Origin of the sequence: Micromonospora sp. WMMD980 (assembly GCF_029626035.1) — a bacterium.
Lineage (GTDB): Bacteria > Actinomycetota > Actinomycetes > Mycobacteriales > Micromonosporaceae > Micromonospora.
The window spans coordinates 618,122-635,980 of record NZ_JARUBE010000003.1; the positions used below are offsets into that span (position 1 = coordinate 618,122).

A 17,859-nucleotide genomic window follows, 5' to 3' on the forward strand; every position below is an offset into this window, starting at 1 on the left:
AGGCTCGGCGGCGTGGAGCAGACCCGAACCCTCACCCCCCGCACCGCCGTGATCTGGGCGGTGCTCCGGGCCGAGTTGGACCGGCGGGCCGGCGAACGGCTCTCCGTGCTCGACGTCGGCGGCGGGACCGGCGGCTTCGCCGTCCCGCTCGCCGAGGCCGGCCACCGGGTCACCGTGGTCGACGCCAGCCCCGACGCGCTCGCCGCGCTGACCCGCCGGGCCGCCGAGGCCGGGGTCGCCGATCGGGTACGCGCGACGCAGGGCGACGCCGACGCGCTCACCGGGCTGGTCGAGCCGGCCTCCGTGGACCTGGTGCTCTGCCACTCCGTGCTGGAGGTGGTCGACGCCCCGGAGCCGGTGATCGCGGCGCTGGCCGGCGCGCTGCGCCCGGGTGGCGCGGCCAGCGTGCTGGTGGCCGCGCGGGCCGCCGCCGTGCTCGGCCGGGCGATGAACGGCCAGCTCGACGCCGCCGCCGCGCTCGCCACCGACCCGTCCGGCACCGCGGGCGGCCGGGACACCCTGCGCCGCCGCTACGACGCCGAGAGTGCGACCGCGCTGCTCACCGCCGCCGGGCTCGCCGTCGAGGAGATCCACGGGGTACGCGTGCTCGCCGACCTGCTCCCCGCCGCGGTGGCAGACGGCCAGCCCGCCGCCCTGCTCGACCTGGAGCGTGCTCTGGCGGCGAAGCCCCCGTACCGCGACCTCGCCGCCCAACTGCACCTGTTCGCCCGCCGGCCGGCATGACCGCCCCGGCCCCGGGGCCGCTGGCCCGGGTCGCGCCCCGGTATGACGGCGGCAGCCTGGTCGACGTGCTGCCCAGCGCGCTGTCGCTGATCGGTGTCCCGGGCGCGGTCGACAGGCTCGACCTGACCCCCCGGCTGGCCGGGGTGCGCCGGATCGCCGTGCTGCTCGTCGACGGGCTCGGCTGGTACCAGATCCCCACCGCCGCCCGGTACGCGCCGACGGTGGCCGGGCTGGCCGCCACCACCGGCTCCCCGCTCACCGCGGGTTTCCCCTCCACCACCCCGACCAGCCTGGTCGGCCTCGGCACCGGTGTCCCGCCCGGCGCGCACGGGGTGCTCGGCTTCACCGTCCGGGTGCCCGGCACCGATCGGGTCCTCACCCACGTCGACTGGGCCGGCGACCCCGACCCGTTCCGGTGGCAGCCGGTACCCACCTGGTACGAGCGGGCCCGCGCCGCCGGGGTGGCGGTGACCGTGGTCAGCCGCCCCGAGTTCGCCGGCAGCGGCCTCACCGTGGCCGCCAACCGGGGCGGCGACTACCGGGGCGCGGCCGGGGTCGACGCGCTGGCCACCCGGATGCTGGCCGCGCTGGCCGCCGGCGCCGGGCCGGCCCTGGTCTCCGGCTACCACCCCGACCTGGACCGGCACGGGCACCTCAGCGGCGTCGACTCGGCGCCGTGGCGCTCCGCCGCCGCCGAGGTGGACACGTTGCTGGCCCGGCTGGTCGACGGGCTGCCGCCGGACGCCGCGCTGCTGGTCACCGCCGACCACGGCCAGCTCGACATCCCCGTCGCGCACCGGATCGACCTGGACGCCGATCCCCGGCTGCGGGCCGGGGTGCGGGTGGTGGCCGGCGAGCCCCGGGTCCGTTACCTGCACGTCGAGCCGGGCGCGGAAGCCGACGTGGTGGCCGCCTGGACGGCGGTGCTGGGCGGCGCGGCCGACGTGCTGACCCGGGCGGAGGCGGTGGCGGCCGGCTGGTTCGGGCCGGTGCCCGCGGCGCACCTGGCCCGGATCGGTGACGTGGTGGTGGTCTGCCGCGACACGTACGCGGTGGTCGCCACCCGGTCCGAGCCGCCGATGGTGTCGCGGCTGGTGGCGTACCACGGTGCGGACACCGCCGTGGAGATGACCGTGCCGTTGCTGGTGGTCCGGGGCTGACCGGCACGGGTGTCGGACCGGCGGGCTAGCCTGCGGGTCATGGGGCGCAGCCAGTCGTTGCCCCGGGGCGCCGGTGACCCGCGCTTCGGGCCGGACGCCGACGACACCGGCTGTTCGATCCTGCACGTCGACATGGACGCGTTCTTCGCCTCGGTGGAGGTCCGCCGCCGCCCCGAGCTGCGCGGCCGTCCGGTGGTGGTGGGCGGCGTCGGCCCGCGCGGGGTGGTCAGCTCGGCCAGCTACGAGGCCCGCCGGTTCGGGGTGCGCAGCGCGATGCCCACCGCCCGGGCCCGCGCGCTCTGCCCGGGCGCGGTCTACCTGCCGCCCGACTTCGCCGCCTACTCGGAGGCGTCCCGGGCGGTCATGGCGATCTTCCGCGACGTCACCCCGCTGGTCGAGCCGCTCTCGCTGGACGAGGCGTTCCTCGACGTGGCCGGCGCCCGGCGGCTGTTCGGGCGGCCGGCGGCCATCGCCGCGCTGATCCGCCGCCGGGTGGCCGAGGAGCAGCGGCTGACCTGCTCGGTCGGGGTGGCGTCGAGCAAGTTCGTGGCCAAGCTCGGTTCCACCCGGGCCAAGCCGGACGGCCTGCTCGTGGTGCCGGCCGACCGGGTGCTCGACTTCCTGCACCCGCTGCCGGTGTCGGCGTTGTGGGGCGTCGGGGAGCGGTCGGCGGACGCGTTGCGTCGGCTCGGCCTGCGCACCGTGCGCGACCTGGCCGAGGCGCCGCCCGGCCTGTTGCGCCGGGCGGTGGGCGAGGCGTCCGCCGCACACCTGCACGAGCTGGCCTGGGGGCGGGACCCGCGCGGGGTGTCCCCCGAGCACGTGGAGAAGTCGATCGGCGCGGAAACCACGTTCGAGACCGACGTGACCGACCCGGCTGAGATCCGGCGGGCGCTGCTCGCGCTCGCCGACAAGGCCGGCGCCCGGCTGCGCGCGGCCGGGCAGGTGGGCCGGACGGTGTCGCTGAAGGTACGGTTCGCCGACTTCCGCACGATCAGTCGTGCGCGCACCCTCCCCGTGCCGACCGACACCGCCCGGGAGATGTTCGACACGGCCTGGGCACTCTGGGGTGTTCTCGCCCCGGTCGAGCCGGTCCGCCTGGTCGGCGTCCGGATGGAGGGGCTCGCCCCGGCGCAGGAGACGCCGCGCCAGCTCACCCTGGGTGAGCCGGAGCGGGGCTGGCGGGAGGCGGAGGCCGCGGCGGACGCGGCGGCTGCCCGATTCGGGCGGTCCGTCATAGGTCCGGCCAGTCTTCTCGGCCGGCGCGAGCAGCCGCGAGTCGAAAAACCGACCCGGCCGTAGGTCGTCCCGCTTTCCGACGCGCGAGGGCCCTCGTAGACTTGCGGGTAAGCAGCCGGCTGGCTGCCACGGTCTGTCGGCCCGACCGGGCCGACCAACGTGACCGGGGAGGAGTGCCGTGCCGCTCTCGGAGCACGAGCAGCGGCTGTTCGAGCAGATCGAGCGGTCGCTTGCCGAGGACCCCAAGTTCGCCTCGGCCGTGCGCGCCAGCGACCCGCGTTTCCACGCGCGGCGTCGCGTGCTCGTCGCTGCCGGCGTGGTCGTCGCTGGTCTGGCCCTGTTGATCTACGGGGCCGTGATCAAGATTCCCGCGGTGGCCGTGGCGGGTTTCGTCGTCATGCTGGCCTCGTTGGGCTACGCGGTGCAGTCGCACCGCCGGTCCCAGTCGCCCGACCTGCACGTGGTCGGCGGCACCACAACGAGCCGGCGCCGTCCCCGTGGCCGCAGCGGCGGCCGCCGGGGCTCCTTCCTGGACCGGATGGAGGACCGCTGGCGGCAGCGCCCGGAGGGCCACCGCTGACCACGTCCCGCCCCTGACCGGGGCGGGCGGCGACAGGCTCGCGCTTCGCCGGCACCCGTCGACGAGCGCGCGGGCTCTGTCGCGCCCACCCGACCGGCCCACGCCGACCGGGCCGTCCCGCCCCGGTCCCTCCCCGCCCCCGTGTCGCAACCCGGCTGAGCTCAACCGCGTGATCAAGGCGGTGTGGGATCGGCGGAACGGTCGCTCCGGGGCGTGGACGCCGGGCGGCGGCAGTGGGGTCAGCGGGCCGGGCGGCCGGCCAACAGGCGACGTGGACTCCAGCGCAGCATCCACTGCCGGGCCTGCCCGCTGGTGGTGACCAGCCGGGCCGACCGTTCGGCCAGGGCGGTCCGCCAGCGCATCAGCACCGACGGTGGCAGCACCGCCGCCAGCAGCCGGGTCCGCCGGGTCGCCCGCGCGGCGAGCGCCCCGCGTACCGTCCGCAGCGCCGGCTGAAGCTCGGCGTCGGTGAGCGGATCACGGGCGTAGCGGGCCCGCTCCTCGGCCCGGCCCAGCAGTCGCACCCCGGTCGCCGCGCCGGCGTCCTCGACCAGCGCCTCCCGGGTCAGCCGCTCGGCGGTCGCCCGCGGAGTCTCGGTGCCGTCGACCGGGACGTGGAAGTCGACGAGCGTGTCCAGCAACTCGTCCCAGGCGGCGTGCGCGTCGGCGCGGGCCGCCTCGGCGTCCACCCCGACCACGATCTCGCGGGCCCCGCCCCGCTGACCGGGCACGGCCACCGCGGTGGCCGCCGGTGGGGTCGCCCGGACCCGGCGTCGGCGGCGCAGCGCGGAACGGCGCAGGGCCGGCACGGCGAGCAGCGCCAGCAGGGCGAGCGCCCCGGCCAGCCACCACGGCCAGACCGTGTCCCGCCGGGTCGGCCCGCTGTCGCCGACCGCCAGGCCCTGGTCGGCGTCCTTGTCGAGACGGTCCGGCTCGTTCGGGCCCGCCGACGGGTTCGCCGCGCCGGGCGCCGCGCTGCTGCCCGGCGCCGGGGAGGCGTCCTGCGGGGCGTCGGTGTCCGGGGCCCAGGTGGACCGGACCGCGCCGGGGATGCTGGCCGCCGGGGTGGCGTCGAACGGCACCCAGGACTTGCCGAAGTAGACCTCGGTCCAGGCGTGCAGGTTCTGGTTGGTCAGCACGTAGGCGTCGCCGTCGGTGTTGCTGCCGTTGGTGAACCCGACCGCCACTCGGGCCGGCACGCCGGCCGCCCGGACCAGCCAGGCCATCGCCGCGGCGTACTGCTGGCAGTAGCCGACCTTGGTGGCGAGGAAGTCGGTGATGTCCGCGCCGCTGCTGCCGTTGCGGGTGGAGAGCGCGTAGGTGAAGCCGTTGTCCACCGAGAAGTAGTCGTAGATCGCCCGGACCTTGTCGTAGTTGGTCTTGCGGCCCTCGGTCAGCCGGGCGACCAGCCGGTCGACGTCCGGGTTCGGCGGGGTGAAGGTCTGCTGGCGCATCACGGCGCTCTCCGACGGCGGAGCCGGCGCGGCGCGCAGCGCCTCCGGGCTGAACGTCGACCGCACGTACTCGAAGGAGTAGCTCTTGCCGCGCGCGTTCTCCCGGTTGGAGAAGACGACCTGCTGGTTGGGGTCGTAGCGCCAGTTGCCGTTGAGGTCCTCGATCCGCGCCGGCTCGGCGTAGACCGGCAGCAGCGGCATGTTCAGGTCCTTCGTCACCTCGACGGTGGCCCGGTAGGTGCGCTGCTCGACCCCGCGGGTGGCGCGTTCGGTCGGGTCGGCCAGGTCGCGAGTGACCTGCTGGCCGGTGGGCACCCGGGCCTGGAAGCCGCTCGACTTCAGGTCGTCCACCACGCCCAGGCGCAGGTAGAACGGGTTCGGCTCGTCGGTGGTGACCTTGACCAGGTCGAACCGTTCGCTCTGGTTGAGCTGGCCGCTGAGCGCGGCGAACAGGTCGATCCGGCCGCTGCTGCCGCCCTGGCCGGGCCGGCCGTTGCCGTCGCCGGGGCCGGCGCCGACGTTGTTCAGCAGGCCGCCCGTCATCCCGGGCACGGCCAGCGGCAGCACCACCGCCACCAGCACCCCGGCCGCGGCCAGCCGCCGCCCGGCCGCGGCCAGCGGCGACGCCTCCCAGACGTCGACGTCGCGCCCCTCGCCGGTGAACCGGCGGCCGAACCGGCGCACCCGGTCGACGTTGTCGGTGACCAGCAGCCACAGGTAGCCGGCGGCGCCCACCACGAACGGGGTGGCGGGAACGCTGTCCACGTAGACCGCCACCGGCACCGAGTAGATGGCCAGCATCGGCAGCCCGGCCAGCGCCGGCCGGCGCAGCCCGACCGCGAGCACGTCGACCACCACGGCCACCGCGCCGATGCCGAGCACGGCGAGGAAGAGCAGCGAGTCGACGTCGGGGACCTTGACGCCGTACGCGCGCATGTCCTGCAACGAGGTCTGGAGCAGGTCGCCGAAGTGGGCGAAGGTGGCCGGGGTCGGCACGAACGCGAGCAGCTCGGTGCCACCGGGGAAGACCCAGGTCAGGCCCAGCGTCAGGCCGGCCAGCATGGCCAGCAGCTGACCCCACAGCGGAGCCCGGCCCAACCGGCTCAACGCCGCCGCGCCGGCCACCACGGAGACCACGATGGCCGCCTGGACCAGCCACGTCCAGCGCTCGAAGATCGCCGACAGCGGGGCCGCCGCCAGCAGGGTCGCCGCCGCGGCGACGAAACCGATGTTGCGGTGCGGGGTCACCGAATCGTCCTTCCGGTCATCGCATGCCGCCGGCGACCGTCTCGGCCAGCGCCGCCCGCAGGGCGAAGCCCTGCGAGCCGCGGCCGGCCTGCGGCCACAGTGCCGGCAGCCGGTTGCCGTGCTCCACCCCGATGACCCGCCACCCGCTCTGCAGCAGGGCGAGGGCGGAGCTGCCGTGCGCCCGCTCCGCCTCGACCCGGGCCTTGGGCGGCAGGTTCAACCAGGTGTTGCTGTCGAGCAGGAACGCCACACAGGTGGCGCCGTTGCCACGCAGCCCGGCCAGCAGCTCCGCCTCGGCGTCGCCGAGCGTGCCGAACAACGCGATGATCAGGCCGCCGTCGGCCCGCTGGCGGACCTGCTGCACCAGCGTGGTGATCTCGCCGCGCCGGTCCAGGTGCACCTCGGCGAGATGATCGAGGAGTAGGCCCTCGCCGCCGGCCTCGGTGGCGCCGACGTCCACGCCGTTGCCGGTGACCAGGCGCAACTTGTAGCCGGCCTGGCGCAGGTGCACGGCGATGCTGGCGGCGGCCGAGACGGCCCACTCGAAGCTCGCCGTCGGCCCCTCGCCCCGGTGCCCGGCGGCGCGGGTGTCCAGCACCACCGTGGCGCGGCTCTCCCACGGCTGCTCCTCGCGGCGCACCATCAGCTCACCGGTGCGGGCGGTGGACTTCCAGTGCACCCGGCGCAGGTCGTCGCCCATCCGGTACTCCCGGGTCGCGGCGTCGTCCTCGCCGTGCACCGCGACGGAGCGGGCCCGGCTGTCGCCGCTGCCGGCGTACTCGCCCGGCAGGCGCACCGCGGGCAACGGGGTGACCTGCGGGATCACCGTGAGGTGGTCGGTGCTGGGGAACGACCGGGTCAGCTCGCACAGCCCGAACGGGTCGGTCAGCCGGATCACCAGCGGACCCACGTCGTAGCGGCCGCGCACGTCGGCGCGGACCGTGTACGCCACGGAGCTGGCCTGGTGCGCGCCGAGCCGCTCCAGCACCACCCGGGGGCGGCTGCCCAGCGCGTAGGGCAGCCGGTCCTCCAGCAGCAGGGTGCCGGTGGGCAGCCGGGACAGGTTCTGCAACCGCAGCACCACCCGGGAGCTGGCGCCGACCGGCACCCGGTGCGGCTCGAGCGTGCGGTGACAGGCCAGCTTGTAACGGCTGCGCCCGACGTAGGCGGCGGCGAGCAGCGGCAGGACGGCCAGCAGGACGGCCACCCGGAGCAGGTCCTTCTCGCCGAGGATGCCGGCGGAGATCGCGGCGGCGACCGCGGCCGCCAGGAAGGAGCGGCCGCGGGTGGTCAGCCCGCGCAGGCCGTCACGCACGTCATGGCCTCCGTGGCTCGTACGGCCCGCGGCCGTTGCCGTTGCCGGGCCGGGTGTCGTACGGGGAACGCTGCCGGTCGTGCGGCAACGGCAGGCGGTGCACCAGCTCGGCGACGATCGCGTCGGTGGTGCGCCGGGCCAGTTGCGCGTCCGCCGTCGGGATGATCCGGTGCGCCAGCACCGGCACCGCGAGCGCCTGGAGGTCGTCCGGGAGGACGTAGTCGCGGCCCTCCAGGGCGGCCACCGCGCGGGCGGTGCGCAGCAGTTGCAGGGTGGCCCGCGGGGACGCGCCGAGCCGCAGGTCGGGCGCCTCGCGGGTGGCGGTCACCAGGGCGATCGCGTACTGCTTGACGGCGTCCGCGACGTGCACCTGGCGGACGTGGCCGATCAGCCGGCGCACGGTGGCCGCGTCGGAGACCGGCCGCAGTCCGGACAGCGGGTCGGTGGCCCCGTGCCCGTCGAGCATGGCCAGCTCGGCGTTCGGGTCCGGGTAGCCCATCGCGATCCGGGCGGTGAACCGGTCCCGCTGCGCCTCGGGCAGCGGGTAGGTGCCCTCCATCTCGATCGGGTTCTGCGTCGCGATCACCATGAACGGTGTCTGGAGCTGGTAGGTCACCCCGTCGACCGTGACCTGTCGCTCCTCCATGCACTCGAGCAGCGCCGACTGGGTCTTCGGCGAGGCCCGGTTGATCTCGTCGCCGACGACCAGGTTGGCGAAGACCGCGCCCGGGCGGAACTCGAAGTCGTGGGTCTCCTGGTTGTAGACGCTGACGCCGGTGACGTCGCTGGGCAGGAGGTCGGGGGTGAACTGGATGCGGCGGACCGAGCAGTCGATGGACCGGGCCATCGCCTTGGCGAGCTTGGTCTTGCCGACGCCGGGCACGTCCTCGATGAGCAGGTGACCCTCGGCGAGCAGCACCGCCAGGGCGAGCCGGACGGTGGCCGTCTTACCCGCGATGACCTGCTCGATGTTGGTCACGACAGCCTCGCTGGCGGCGCGGAACTCGTCGTGCGGCAGCAGACCGCCCACCTCGTCCCAGGTCTGTTGTGTCACGGGCCTCCTCCTCGTCGCCGGAACGGCAGCTCTGTATAGAGCACCTGGACCCGCCGTTGGGTTCGCGACGCCGAGCCTCGTCTGCCGCACGCATCTCACTGGCCTCTCAGGCTAACCATGTTTGTCGCTATCGCCGACTCCCGCAGGTGGTCGGTCGGTTACGCCCCGAATATTCGCCGGACGGGGGATCGGGGTACACTGCCGGGCATGGCCGGAGTCTTCCTGCTTCTTACCGAGCCGTGCTGATGCGCTGAACGCGCGACAGCACGGCCGCCCCTCCTGCGCGAGGGGCTTTTTTGTGCCCGAAGCAGACCTCCATCCAACCGACACGACCCGCGCCGAGGAGACGCCATGAGTGAGGCAGCCGCACCGGCCACCGACATTCCCCCGTTCCGGTACACCGCCGCCCTGGCCGACGAGATCGAGAACCGCTGGCAGGACACGTGGGAGCGGGAGGGCACCTTCCACACGCCGAACCCGACCGGCCCACTGGCCGACCCGGGCCACCCCCGCGCCGGCGCGGAGAAGCTGTACGTGCTGGACATGTTCCCCTACCCGTCGGGCGCCGGCCTGCACGTCGGGCACCCGCTGGGCTATATCGGCACCGACTGCTACGCCCGCTACCAGCGGATGACCGGGCGCAACGTGCTGCACGCGATGGGCTTCGACGCGTTCGGCCTGCCGGCCGAGCAGTACGCGGTGCAGACCGGCACCCACCCGCGGACCACCACGGTCGCCAACATCGAGCGGTACAAGGCGCAGCTGCGCCGGCTGGGGCTGGGCCACGACGAGCGGCGCTCGGTGGCGACCATCGACACCGAGTTCTACCGCTGGACGCAGTGGATCTTCCTGCAGGTCTTCAACTCCTGGTACGACGCCGACGCGAAGCGGGCCCGGCCGGTCGCCGAGCTGATCGCCGAGTTCGAGGGTGGCAACCGCCCGACCCCGGACGGCCGACCGTGGGCCGAGCTGACCGTGGCCGAGCGTCGTCGCGTCGTCGACGACCACCGGCTGGCGTACGTCTCGGAGGCGCCGGTGAACTGGTGCCCGGGGCTGGGCACCGTGCTGGCCAACGAGGAGGTCACCGCCGACGGCCGCTCCGAGCGGGGCAACTTCCCGGTCTTCAAGCGCAACCTGAAGCAGTGGATGATGCGCATCACCGCGTACGGTGACCGGCTGCTGGACGACCTGGACACACTGGACTGGCCGGAGCCGATCAAGCTGCAGCAGCGCAACTGGATCGGCCGGTCCACCGGCGCGCACATCGACTTCCCGACCGCCGCCGCCGGGGTGCGGGTGTTCACGACCCGGCCGGACACGATCTTCGGCGCCACCTACCTGGTGCTGGCGCCCGAGCACGAGCTGGTCGACGTGCTGACGCCGGCCGCCTGGCCGGAAGGGACGAAGGACGCCTGGACCGGTGGGCACGGCAGCCCGCGCGAGGCCGTCGAGGCGTACCGCAAGGCCGCCGCGGCCAAGACGGACGTCGAGCGGCAGGCGGACAGCAGGGAGAAGACCGGCGTCTTCGTCGGCGCGTGGGCGACCAACCCGGTGACCGGCGGGCAGATCCCGATCTTCATCGCCGACTACGTGCTGGCCGGGTACGGCACTGGCGCGATCATGGCGGTGCCCGCGCAGGACGAGCGGGACTGGGACTTCGCCGAGGTCTTCGACCTGCCGATCGTGCGCACCGTGGCGCCGCCGGAGGGCTTCGACGGCAAGGCGTTCACCGGCGACGGGCCGGCGATCAACAGCGCCGCGCCGGACCGCGGCGTGGACCTGGACGGCCTGGGGGTGGCCGAGGCCAAGGCCCGGATCGTGGAGTGGCTGGAGGCGAACGGGCACGGCGCGGGCGCGGTCACCTGGCGGCTGCGCGACTGGCTGTTCTCCCGGCAGCGCTACTGGGGCGAGCCGTTCCCGATCGTGTACGACGAGAGCGGGGCGCCGATCGCGCTGCCGGAGTCGATGCTGCCGGTCGAGCTGCCCGAGGTGGACGACTTCTCGCCGAAGACGTTCGACCCGGAGGACGCGCGGAGCAACCCGGAGACCCCGCTGTCGCGGCGGCGTGACTGGGTCGAGGTCGAGCTGGACCTGGGTGACGGGCCGAAGCGCTACACCCGGGAGACGAACGTGATGCCGCAGTGGGCCGGCTCCTGCTGGTACGAGCTGCGCTACCTGGACCCGACCAACTCCGGCCGGTTCGTCGACCCGGCGAACGAGGCGTACTGGATGGGGCCGCGGCGGCCCGGCGACTGCGGTGGCACCGACCTGTACGTCGGCGGCGCCGAGCACGCCGTGCTGCACCTGCTGTACGCCCGTTTCTGGCACAAGGTGCTGTTCGACCTGGGGCACGTATCGTCGTTCGAGCCGTTCCGCAAGCTGTTCAACCAGGGCATGATCCAGGCGTACGCGTTCGTCGACCCCCGGGGCGCCTACGTGCCCGCCGAGGAGGTCGTCGAGGTCGACGGCCGCTGGTTCCACGGCGAGACCGAGGTCCGCCGCGAGTACGGCAAGATGGGCAAGTCGCTGAAGAACGTGGTCACCCCCGACGACATGTGCGCGGCCTACGGCGCCGACACCTTCCGGGTGTACGAGATGTCGATGGGTCCGCTGGAGGTGTCCCGCCCCTGGGAGACCCGGGCGGTGGTCGGCGCGTACCGGTTCCTGCAGCGGGTCTGGCGCACGGTGGTGGACGAGGGGACCGGGGAGTCGCGGGTCACCGACGCGCCGGCCGACGAGGCGACGCGGCGACTGCTGCACAAGGTGATCGACGGGGTCCGCGCCGACATGGACGGGATCCGTTTCAACACCGCGATCGCCAAGCTGATCGAGCTGACCAACGGCCTGACCCGGTTGACCGAGACGCCCCGGGAGGTGGCCGAGCCGCTGGTGCTGATGGTCGCCCCGTTCGCCCCGCACCTGGCCGAGGAGCTGTGGCGCCGGCTGGGCCACGAGACCTCGCTGGCGTACGCCGACTTCCCGGTCGCCGATCCGGCGCTGCTGGTGGCCGAGTCGGTGACCTACCCGGTACAGATCAACGGCAAGGTCCGGGGCCGGATCGAGGTGGCGGCCGACGCGCCCGAGGACGTGGTCCGCGCGGCCGCGCTGGAGGCGGTCGCCGGCTCGCTGGCCGGCAAGGAGCCGCGCAAGGTGATCGTGGTGAAGGGCCGGATGGTCTCGGTCGTCGCCTGACCTCGGGGGTCAGGGATTCGGCGGCGCCGAGGCGGGCCGGCCCGACCGCCCCAGGTCGCTTCGGGCCGGGTGACTCCGCCGCCGAGGTCGGCCCAGTGCCAGCCGGCGAACGCCACGTCCTCGACCCGGCGGCCGGGGGCGGCGAGGTCCCAGTCCAGCAGCGCCACCGGCGCCGGGCCGGCCGGCCCGATCCGGTAGACCGTGTTCTTCGGCGACAGGTCCCGGTGGCAGACCGTCTCCGCGCCGCCGGCCAGGCCGGTGCCGGCGCAGGCGTCGTGCACCGCCCGGACCAGCCCGGCGAGCCGGGTCAGCGCGGCGTCGGCGAAGAAGGCCGGGTCCTCCTGGTCGCGCCAGGGCACCAGCCCGTCGATGTGGGAGAGCACCTGCCGGCCCCGCTCGTCCGTCCCGAGGTACGCGGGCGCGAGCCCGGGCGCGGTCGCCGCCAGGTGACGCAGCAGCGCGGCGGCGAAGTCGGCGTCGGCAGGTGGCGTGCGGCGGACCGTGTCGCCGATCCGGACCACCTCGGTGACGAACCCGCCGGGCAGAATTTCTCCGGTGCCGGTCACGTCAGCTCGGACCGAGCCGACGTTGCCGCTCGGCCCGCCACCAGCGGTGGATGATCAGCACGCTGGCGATCAGGCCGAGGCTGGCCGGCGCGGCCGCGTACCAGTTGATCGAACCGGGGCTGCTCACCGCCGCGCCGATCGCGGCGTAGCCGATGGCGGTGGGGGCGGAGGCGATCACGCTGCCGGCCAGGAACGGCAGCACCCGGGCCGCGGTGGTGCCGTAGCCGTAGCTGACCAGCCCGAAACCGGCGATCGGCAGCAGCCGCACGGTGATCACCCCGAACACGCTCTGCCGGGCGAACCAACCGTCGAGCCGGGCCAACCGGCCGCGGACCCGCTCGGCCACGAAGTCACGGCCCAGCATCCGGCCGACCGCGAAGCCGAGCGCCGCCGCGAGCAGCGCCGCGCCGAGCGCGTACGCGGCGCCCTGCACCGGGCCGAAGATCGCGCCCGAGGCCAGCGTGACGAACGTCCGGGGCACCAGGGCCACCAGCAGCAGCGCGCCGCCGACCACGGCCGCGACCGGGGCGTAACCGCCGAGCGTGTCGGCGAGCCGGGGCAGGTCGGCCGCGTCCGGCCGGGGCGCCACCAGCAGCGTGACCGCGAACGCGGCGAGCAGCAGGAGCAACAGCCCGAACCGGCGCGCCGACGGCTGCCTGAGCAGCCCGACGAGCCGGCGGGTCACCGGTCGCCGCCCCGGCGGGGCGGCGCCGGTCATGCCCGGGCGGCGGCGGCCACCGCGTTGCGGCGCTCGGACCGGAGCCGGTCGGCCCAGGTGTCGTCGAGCGGGGGGAGCTGGTGGATGCCGGTGGCCCAGCGCAGCAGCAGGTCGGCCAGGTCGGGGTTGCGGGCCAGCGCCGGGCCGTGTGAATAGGTGCCGAGCAGCTTGCCCCGCCAGGCGCCCTCGGTGGCGCCGTCGTTGCCGACCCCGGCGGTCACCCGGGCCAGCGGCGACACGCCCGGGCCGAGGTTGGTGCGCCCGCCGTGGTTCTCGAACCCGCTCAGGTGCGGGATGCCCAGTCGCGGGTCGACCTCGCCGGCCAGCTCCCCGACCGCCCGGGTCGGGCCCCGGTCGGAGGAGAGGTCGAGCAGTTCCAGGCCGGCGCAGCGGGTGCCCTTGGCGAAGAACGACGTGCCGAGCAGTTGGTAGCCGGCGCAGACGCCGAACACCACCGAGCCCTGGGCCACCGCCCGGTGCAGGCCGCCGTCGGCGAGCAGGCGCTGGGCGCCCAGCGACTGCGGGCCGTCCTCGCCGCCGCCGATCAGGTAGATGTCGGCGGTGGCGGGCAGCCGCTGGTCGGAGCGGACCTCCAGCATCTCGACCGGCATGCCGCGCAACTGGGCCCGGCGGGCCAGGATCAGCGCGTTGCCCCGGTCGCCGTAGGTGGACAGCAGGTCGGGATAGACCCAGACGATGCGCAGGCTCTCAGTTGACACGGTCCAGCTCCGCTCGGATGTCCTGGAAGGCGGTGTAGTTGGCGATGACCTCCAGCCGGCCCGGCGGCACCGCCCGGACCGCCTCGTCGAACGTGCGCACGTGCCGGAAGGGCACGCCGTTGACGTCGAGCCGCACCGCCAGGTCGTACGCCCGGTCGCCGGTGATCAGCACCTGCCGGCCGGTCAGCGGGGAGAAGTCGACGTCGAACAGCCACGACGTGTCCAGCCCGTCGGGGTCGCGCGCGTTGATCGAGAGCAGGGTCGGCGCGACGTCGGCCATGTCGAACGCCTCCAGCCAGCTCGCCGGGTTCTTGGCCAGCAGCAGCCGGACGTTGCGCCCGTCCCGGTCCACCTGGGCGTAGCGGCCGGCGACCGAGGTGACCGTGCCGAGCCGGGAGACCGCGTCCACCGGCCGTACGCCGAACTCGGCGGCGACCGCCAGCGCGGTGGCCGCGTTGCCGAGGTTGACCGTGCCGGGGAGCTGGAGCTGGATCTTGTGCCAGGCGCCGGTGGGGTCGAGCACGCCGTCGTCCTCGACCGTCCACTGCGGCTCGGGGCGGCGCAGCGGGCAGCCGGTGCACCACCACTGGCCGCCGGAGCGCTGGATGGTGGAGCCGCACTCGGGGCAGACCCACGAGTCGTCGTGCCAGCGCTGGCCGGCGCTGAACCAGGTGACGTGCGGCGGCACGTGCCCCTGGGCCGGGTCGGCCGGCGGGGTGGCGGCCCAGACCACCATCGGGTCGTCGGCGTTGGCGACCACCCGCACCCTGGGGTGCCGGACCAGGGCGGCGCGCCAGAGCTGCGCCATCATGGCGACCTCCTTGGCCCGGTCGAGCTGGTCGCGGGAGAGGTTGAGCAGCGCCACCACGTGCGGCTCGGTCGCCGCCAGCACCTGGGCCAGGTAGTGCTCGTCCACCTCCAGCACGGCGTAGGGCGTGCTGCCGGCCTTGGCCAGCGCCGAGGTGTGCCCGGTGGGCATGTTGGCGCCGAAGGCGTTGGAGGCGACCCGGCCCAGCACGCCGACCGCGGCGGTGGTCAGCCGGGTGGTGGTGGTCTTGCCGTTGGTGCCGGACACCAGGGCGATGGCGCGCCCGGCCGAGAGGTGGGCGAGCAGGTCGGGGTCGATCTTGAGGCCGATCCAGCCGCCGATCACCGAGCCGTCGCCACGACCCGCGGCCCGCGACAGCGCCGCGGCGGTGCGCGACACGGAGCTGGCCACCTTTGCCCGCATGGGCATCTTCGCGTCCGTCACCCGAGCGAGGTTACCGGACCACGACCGCCGCCAGATCGCCGCCGACGGTGAACCGTTCGGCCGGGGACGGCGCGGTGGACGGTTGGCGCGCGCTCGGCCGGACGGCGGCGGTCGATGTCGGGTAGCGGACGCCCCGGCGGGGGCGTCCACCCCCTCCACTCCGCCCCACCCGCATTGACGTGCGGTTTTACGCGCGGACACGCCGCGCCGGGGCGGCGATTCTGGTTGCAGGTGGAGGGAAGTGGAGTAGAGTGGGGCGCGATGGTGAGGCCGGGAGGGCCACACCGGCCCGGGGGGTCAGCGGCGCCGCGAACGCCGCTCAGGGCGAGGGGGTTGGGCCGATGTTCCTCGGCACCCACACTCCGCGTCTGGACGACAAAGGCCGGTTGATCCTGCCGGCCAAGTTCCGGGACGAGCTGGCGGGGGGTGTCGTGATCACCAAAGGGCAGGAGCGCTGCCTCTACGTCTTCCCGATGCCCGAGTTCCAGCGCATCGCCGACCAGTTGCGCGCGCAACCGATGACCAGCAAGGCGGCCCGGGCCTACAGCCGGGTCTTCTTCGCCAGCGCACACGACGAGGTGCCGGACAAGCAGGGTCGGGTCACGATTCCCGGGCACCTGCGGTCCTACGCTGCCCTCGACCGGGAGCTGGTCGTGATCGGGGCGAGCACCCGGGTGGAGATCTGGGACAGGGTGGCCTGGGAGGCCTACCTCGCGGAGAGCGAAGACGACTTCGCCGACATCGAGGAGGGGGTGCTGCCCGGCGGTCTGTAGGGCGTGACGGCGCCCGACGTACTGCGAGATCTCCAGCCGCTTTCGAGTTCCTGGCACCCCTTCCCCGGTGCCAGGCGCACGATCCGACACGGAGGGCCGCGGCCTCCGGCGGGCGGGGAGCGGATGGGGATCTGGCGGTATGGCGAGGCGTCGTGGCGACGACGGACACGTGGACGGAAGCGGTTTTCGAGCAGTGGGGGTCGACATGGGGGAGCTACGCGGCACGCACGTGCCGGTGTTGCTCGAGCGGTGTCTCGAGCTGCTGGCCCCCGCGCTGGGCCGCCCCGGCCGGACGGTGCACGTCGACGCCACGCTCGGCCTGGCCGGGCACGCCGAGGCGGTGCTCACGGCGCACCCGGAGACGGTCCTCGTCGGTCTGGACCGGGACACCGAGGCCCTCGCCCACGCGCGGGTCCGCCTGGCGCGGTTCGCCGACCGGATCCACCTGGAGCACGCCGTCTACGACGAACTGCCCGAGGTGCTCGACCGGCTCGGTTACCCGGCGGTCGACGGCGTGCTGTTCGACCTCGGCGTCTCGTCGCTGCAACTGGACGCGCCCGACCGCGGGTTCGCCTACGCGCAGGACGCGCCGCTGGACATGCGAATGGACCAGACCCGGGGGGTGACCGCCGAGGAGGTGGTCAACACCTACGGCCATCCCGAGCTGGCCCGGCTGTTGCGGGTGTACGGCGAGGAGAAGTTCGCCGGGAAGATCGCCTCGGCGATCATCCGGGAGCGCGAGCGGGCCCGGATCACGTCGTCGGCCCGGTTGGCGGAGCTGGTCCGGGACGCGATTCCGGCGCCGGCCCGACGAACGGGCGGACACCCGGCAAAGAGAACGTTTCAGGCTTTACGGATCGAGGTAAACAGAGAACTGGCGGCGCTGGAGACGGCGCTGCCGGCCGCTCTGGACAAGCTCACCGTGGGCGGCCGCATGGTGGTCCTGTCCTACCACTCGCTGGAGGACCGGCTCACCAAGCAGGCGCTCGCCGACCGGGTCCGCAGCAAGGGCCCGGTCGACCTTCCGGTCGAACTGCCCGGGTCGGGCCCGACGTTCCGGCTGTTGAGCCGGGGTGCCGAGCTGCCCGGGGAGGCGGAGGTGGCCGCGAACCCGCGGGCCGCTTCGGTGCGGCTGCGGGCCGCGGTTCGGCTCGATCCGGAGGAGACCCGGCAGGGCGGTACCGACCGCGAACGGTACCGCCGCCGGGTGAAGGCGATGCACCAACCGGGGAACGGGACGGACGAGGAGGGGGAGGGGACATGAACGTCGAGAAGCGCGACGGCCGGGGGGCCGTCGGGCAGCGCGCACCGCGGTCGGGGGGCCGGACCACGGCGCAGCGCGCCACGCGAGACACGACGACCGCGGCCGACCGCCGGGAGGGGACCCGCGCCCGGGGGACGCGCGAGTACCCGACGGCGGGCAGCGCCGCGCTGCGTCCGGCCGAGCGGGTCCGGGCCACGACGCCCGCGGCGCCGCGGCTGCGGGTCGCTCCGCCGCCGCCGATCCGGGTGCCCCGGGCACCCTTCGTCGGGATGATCCTGGTGCTCGTGGTCGGCGGGGTGCTCGGCATCCTGGCGGTCAACACCAAGATCAACGAGAACGCGTTCCGGCTGGAGCGGCTCCAGCAGCAGCAGGCCAAGCTCGACGTCGACGAGCAGGAGCTGAAGAAGGAGATCGCTGACCAGAAGGCGCCGGGCAACCTCACCGCCAACGCCCGCAAACTGGGCCTGGTGGAGTCCGCGGACCCGGCCTACATCAGGCTGCCGGACGGGCAGACGATCGGCGTGCCGCACCCCGCGGAGGGCGCGGCGGCCGGCGCCGGCCAGCAGGGTAACGGAGGCTGA

Annotated in this window: 14 protein-coding genes and 1 pseudogene; 8 read left to right on the forward strand and 7 right to left on the reverse strand. The window is 74.5% G+C overall.

Annotated elements, in window-relative coordinates; genetic code table 11:
- The first annotated feature begins 12 nt into the window (after nt 1-12).
- The 4 genes from O7618_RS03435 (at nt 13) to O7618_RS03450 (ending at nt 3,723) form a co-directional block, all read left to right on the forward strand.
- The gene (locus tag O7618_RS03435; protein WP_278104485.1) at nt 13-744 is read left to right on the forward strand and encodes a methyltransferase domain-containing protein; all 732 of its coding nucleotides are present in this window, start codon (nt 13-15) and stop codon (nt 742-744) included.
- Nucleotides 741-1,904, forward strand: a complete 1,164-nt coding sequence (locus O7618_RS03440) for a nucleotide pyrophosphatase/phosphodiesterase family protein (RefSeq protein WP_278104486.1) — start codon at nt 741-743, stop codon at nt 1,902-1,904. Before O7618_RS03435 ends, O7618_RS03440 begins: the two co-directional genes overlap by 4 nt.
- A gap of 39 nt (nt 1,905-1,943) precedes the next feature.
- Nucleotides 1,944-3,206 (forward strand): DNA polymerase IV, encoded by a 1,263-nt coding sequence (locus tag O7618_RS03445; RefSeq protein WP_278104487.1) that lies wholly within the window; start codon nt 1,944-1,946, stop codon nt 3,204-3,206.
- Nucleotides 3,207-3,321: 115 nt separating this feature from the next.
- Nucleotides 3,322-3,723 (forward strand): DUF3040 domain-containing protein, encoded by a 402-nt coding sequence (locus tag O7618_RS03450; RefSeq protein ID WP_181569539.1) that lies wholly within the window; start codon nt 3,322-3,324, stop codon nt 3,721-3,723.
- Nucleotides 3,724-3,962: 239 nt separating this feature from the next.
- Here the strand turns inward: O7618_RS03450 and O7618_RS03455 are convergent, their stop codons facing one another.
- From O7618_RS03455 to O7618_RS03465, 3 genes are read right to left on the reverse strand one after another with little or no spacing between them, the layout of a single operon-like run.
- Nucleotides 3,963-6,425, reverse strand: coding sequence for a DUF3488 and transglutaminase-like domain-containing protein (locus tag O7618_RS03455; protein WP_278104488.1), 2,463 nt, complete (start codon nt 6,423-6,425; stop codon nt 3,963-3,965).
- Between the two features lie 16 nt (nt 6,426-6,441).
- Nucleotides 6,442-7,740: a DUF58 domain-containing protein gene (locus O7618_RS03460; RefSeq protein ID WP_278104489.1), complete on the reverse strand. Its 1,299-nt coding sequence runs from the start codon at nt 7,738-7,740 to the stop codon at nt 6,442-6,444.
- Between the two features lies 1 nt (nt 7,741).
- A complete protein-coding gene (locus O7618_RS03465; protein ID WP_278104490.1) occupies nt 7,742-8,794 on the reverse strand; it encodes a MoxR family ATPase in 1,053 nt (350 codons plus the stop codon).
- Nucleotides 8,795-9,145: 351 nt separating this feature from the next.
- On the opposite strand from O7618_RS03465, the gene leuS reads away from it, so the two are divergent.
- Entirely contained in the window at nt 9,146-11,986 is a 2,841-nt protein-coding gene (leuS, locus tag O7618_RS03470) for a leucine--tRNA ligase (protein WP_278104491.1), read from the forward strand.
- 74 nt (nt 11,987-12,060) lie between these two features.
- On the opposite strand, the pseudogene O7618_RS32165 reads toward leuS, so the two are convergent.
- The 4 genes and pseudogenes from O7618_RS32165 to O7618_RS03490 form a co-directional block, all read right to left on the reverse strand.
- Nucleotides 12,061-12,552 (reverse strand): annotated as a pseudogene (locus O7618_RS32165) (phosphotransferase); the annotation flags it as partial.
- 1 nt (nt 12,553) lies between these two features.
- A complete protein-coding gene (locus tag O7618_RS03480) occupies nt 12,554-13,270 on the reverse strand; it encodes a VTT domain-containing protein (RefSeq protein ID WP_278104492.1) in 717 nt (238 codons plus the stop codon).
- On the reverse strand, nt 13,267-13,989 hold the full coding sequence (locus O7618_RS03485) for a glutamine amidotransferase (protein ID WP_278104494.1): 723 nt from the start codon (nt 13,987-13,989) through the stop codon (nt 13,267-13,269). The genes O7618_RS03480 and O7618_RS03485 overlap by 4 nt, the downstream gene beginning before the upstream one ends.
- Nucleotides 13,979-15,226 (reverse strand): MurT ligase domain-containing protein, encoded by a 1,248-nt coding sequence (locus tag O7618_RS03490; protein WP_278109896.1) that lies wholly within the window; start codon nt 15,224-15,226, stop codon nt 13,979-13,981. Before O7618_RS03490 ends, O7618_RS03485 begins: the two co-directional genes overlap by 11 nt.
- 356 nt (nt 15,227-15,582) lie before the next feature.
- Here O7618_RS03490 and mraZ point away from each other — a divergent pair, with 356 nt between their 5' ends.
- From mraZ to O7618_RS03505, 3 genes are all read left to right on the forward strand, one after another.
- Entirely contained in the window at nt 15,583-16,014 is a 432-nt protein-coding gene (mraZ, locus tag O7618_RS03495) for a division/cell wall cluster transcriptional repressor MraZ (protein ID WP_278104495.1), read from the forward strand.
- A gap of 205 nt (nt 16,015-16,219) precedes the next feature.
- Nucleotides 16,220-17,278, forward strand: coding sequence for a 16S rRNA (cytosine(1402)-N(4))-methyltransferase RsmH (gene rsmH / locus O7618_RS03500; protein WP_347405359.1), 1,059 nt, complete (start codon nt 16,220-16,222; stop codon nt 17,276-17,278).
- Nucleotides 17,275-17,859, forward strand: a complete 585-nt coding sequence (locus tag O7618_RS03505) for a hypothetical protein (protein WP_278104496.1) — start codon at nt 17,275-17,277, stop codon at nt 17,857-17,859. Before rsmH ends, O7618_RS03505 begins: the two co-directional genes overlap by 4 nt.

Coding starts and splice junctions, on each gene's coding strand:
- rsmH (WP_347405359.1), top strand. CDS start 16,220: ATGGGGGAGCTACGCGGCACGCACGTGCCGGTGTTGCTCGAGCGGTGT.
- O7618_RS03480 (WP_278104492.1), bottom strand. CDS start 13,270: ATGACCGGCGCCGCCCCGCCGGGGCGGCGACCGGTGACCCGCCGGCTC.
- leuS (WP_278104491.1), top strand. CDS start 9,146: ATGAGTGAGGCAGCCGCACCGGCCACCGACATTCCCCCGTTCCGGTAC.
- mraZ (WP_278104495.1), top strand. CDS start 15,583: ATGTTCCTCGGCACCCACACTCCGCGTCTGGACGACAAAGGCCGGTTG.
- O7618_RS03505 (WP_278104496.1), top strand. CDS start 17,275: ATGAACGTCGAGAAGCGCGACGGCCGGGGGGCCGTCGGGCAGCGCGCA.
- O7618_RS03440 (WP_278104486.1), top strand. CDS start 741: ATGACCGCCCCGGCCCCGGGGCCGCTGGCCCGGGTCGCGCCCCGGTAT.
- O7618_RS03490 (WP_278109896.1), bottom strand. CDS start 15,226: ATGCCCATGCGGGCAAAGGTGGCCAGCTCCGTGTCGCGCACCGCCGCG.
- O7618_RS03445 (WP_278104487.1), top strand. CDS start 1,944: ATGGGGCGCAGCCAGTCGTTGCCCCGGGGCGCCGGTGACCCGCGCTTC.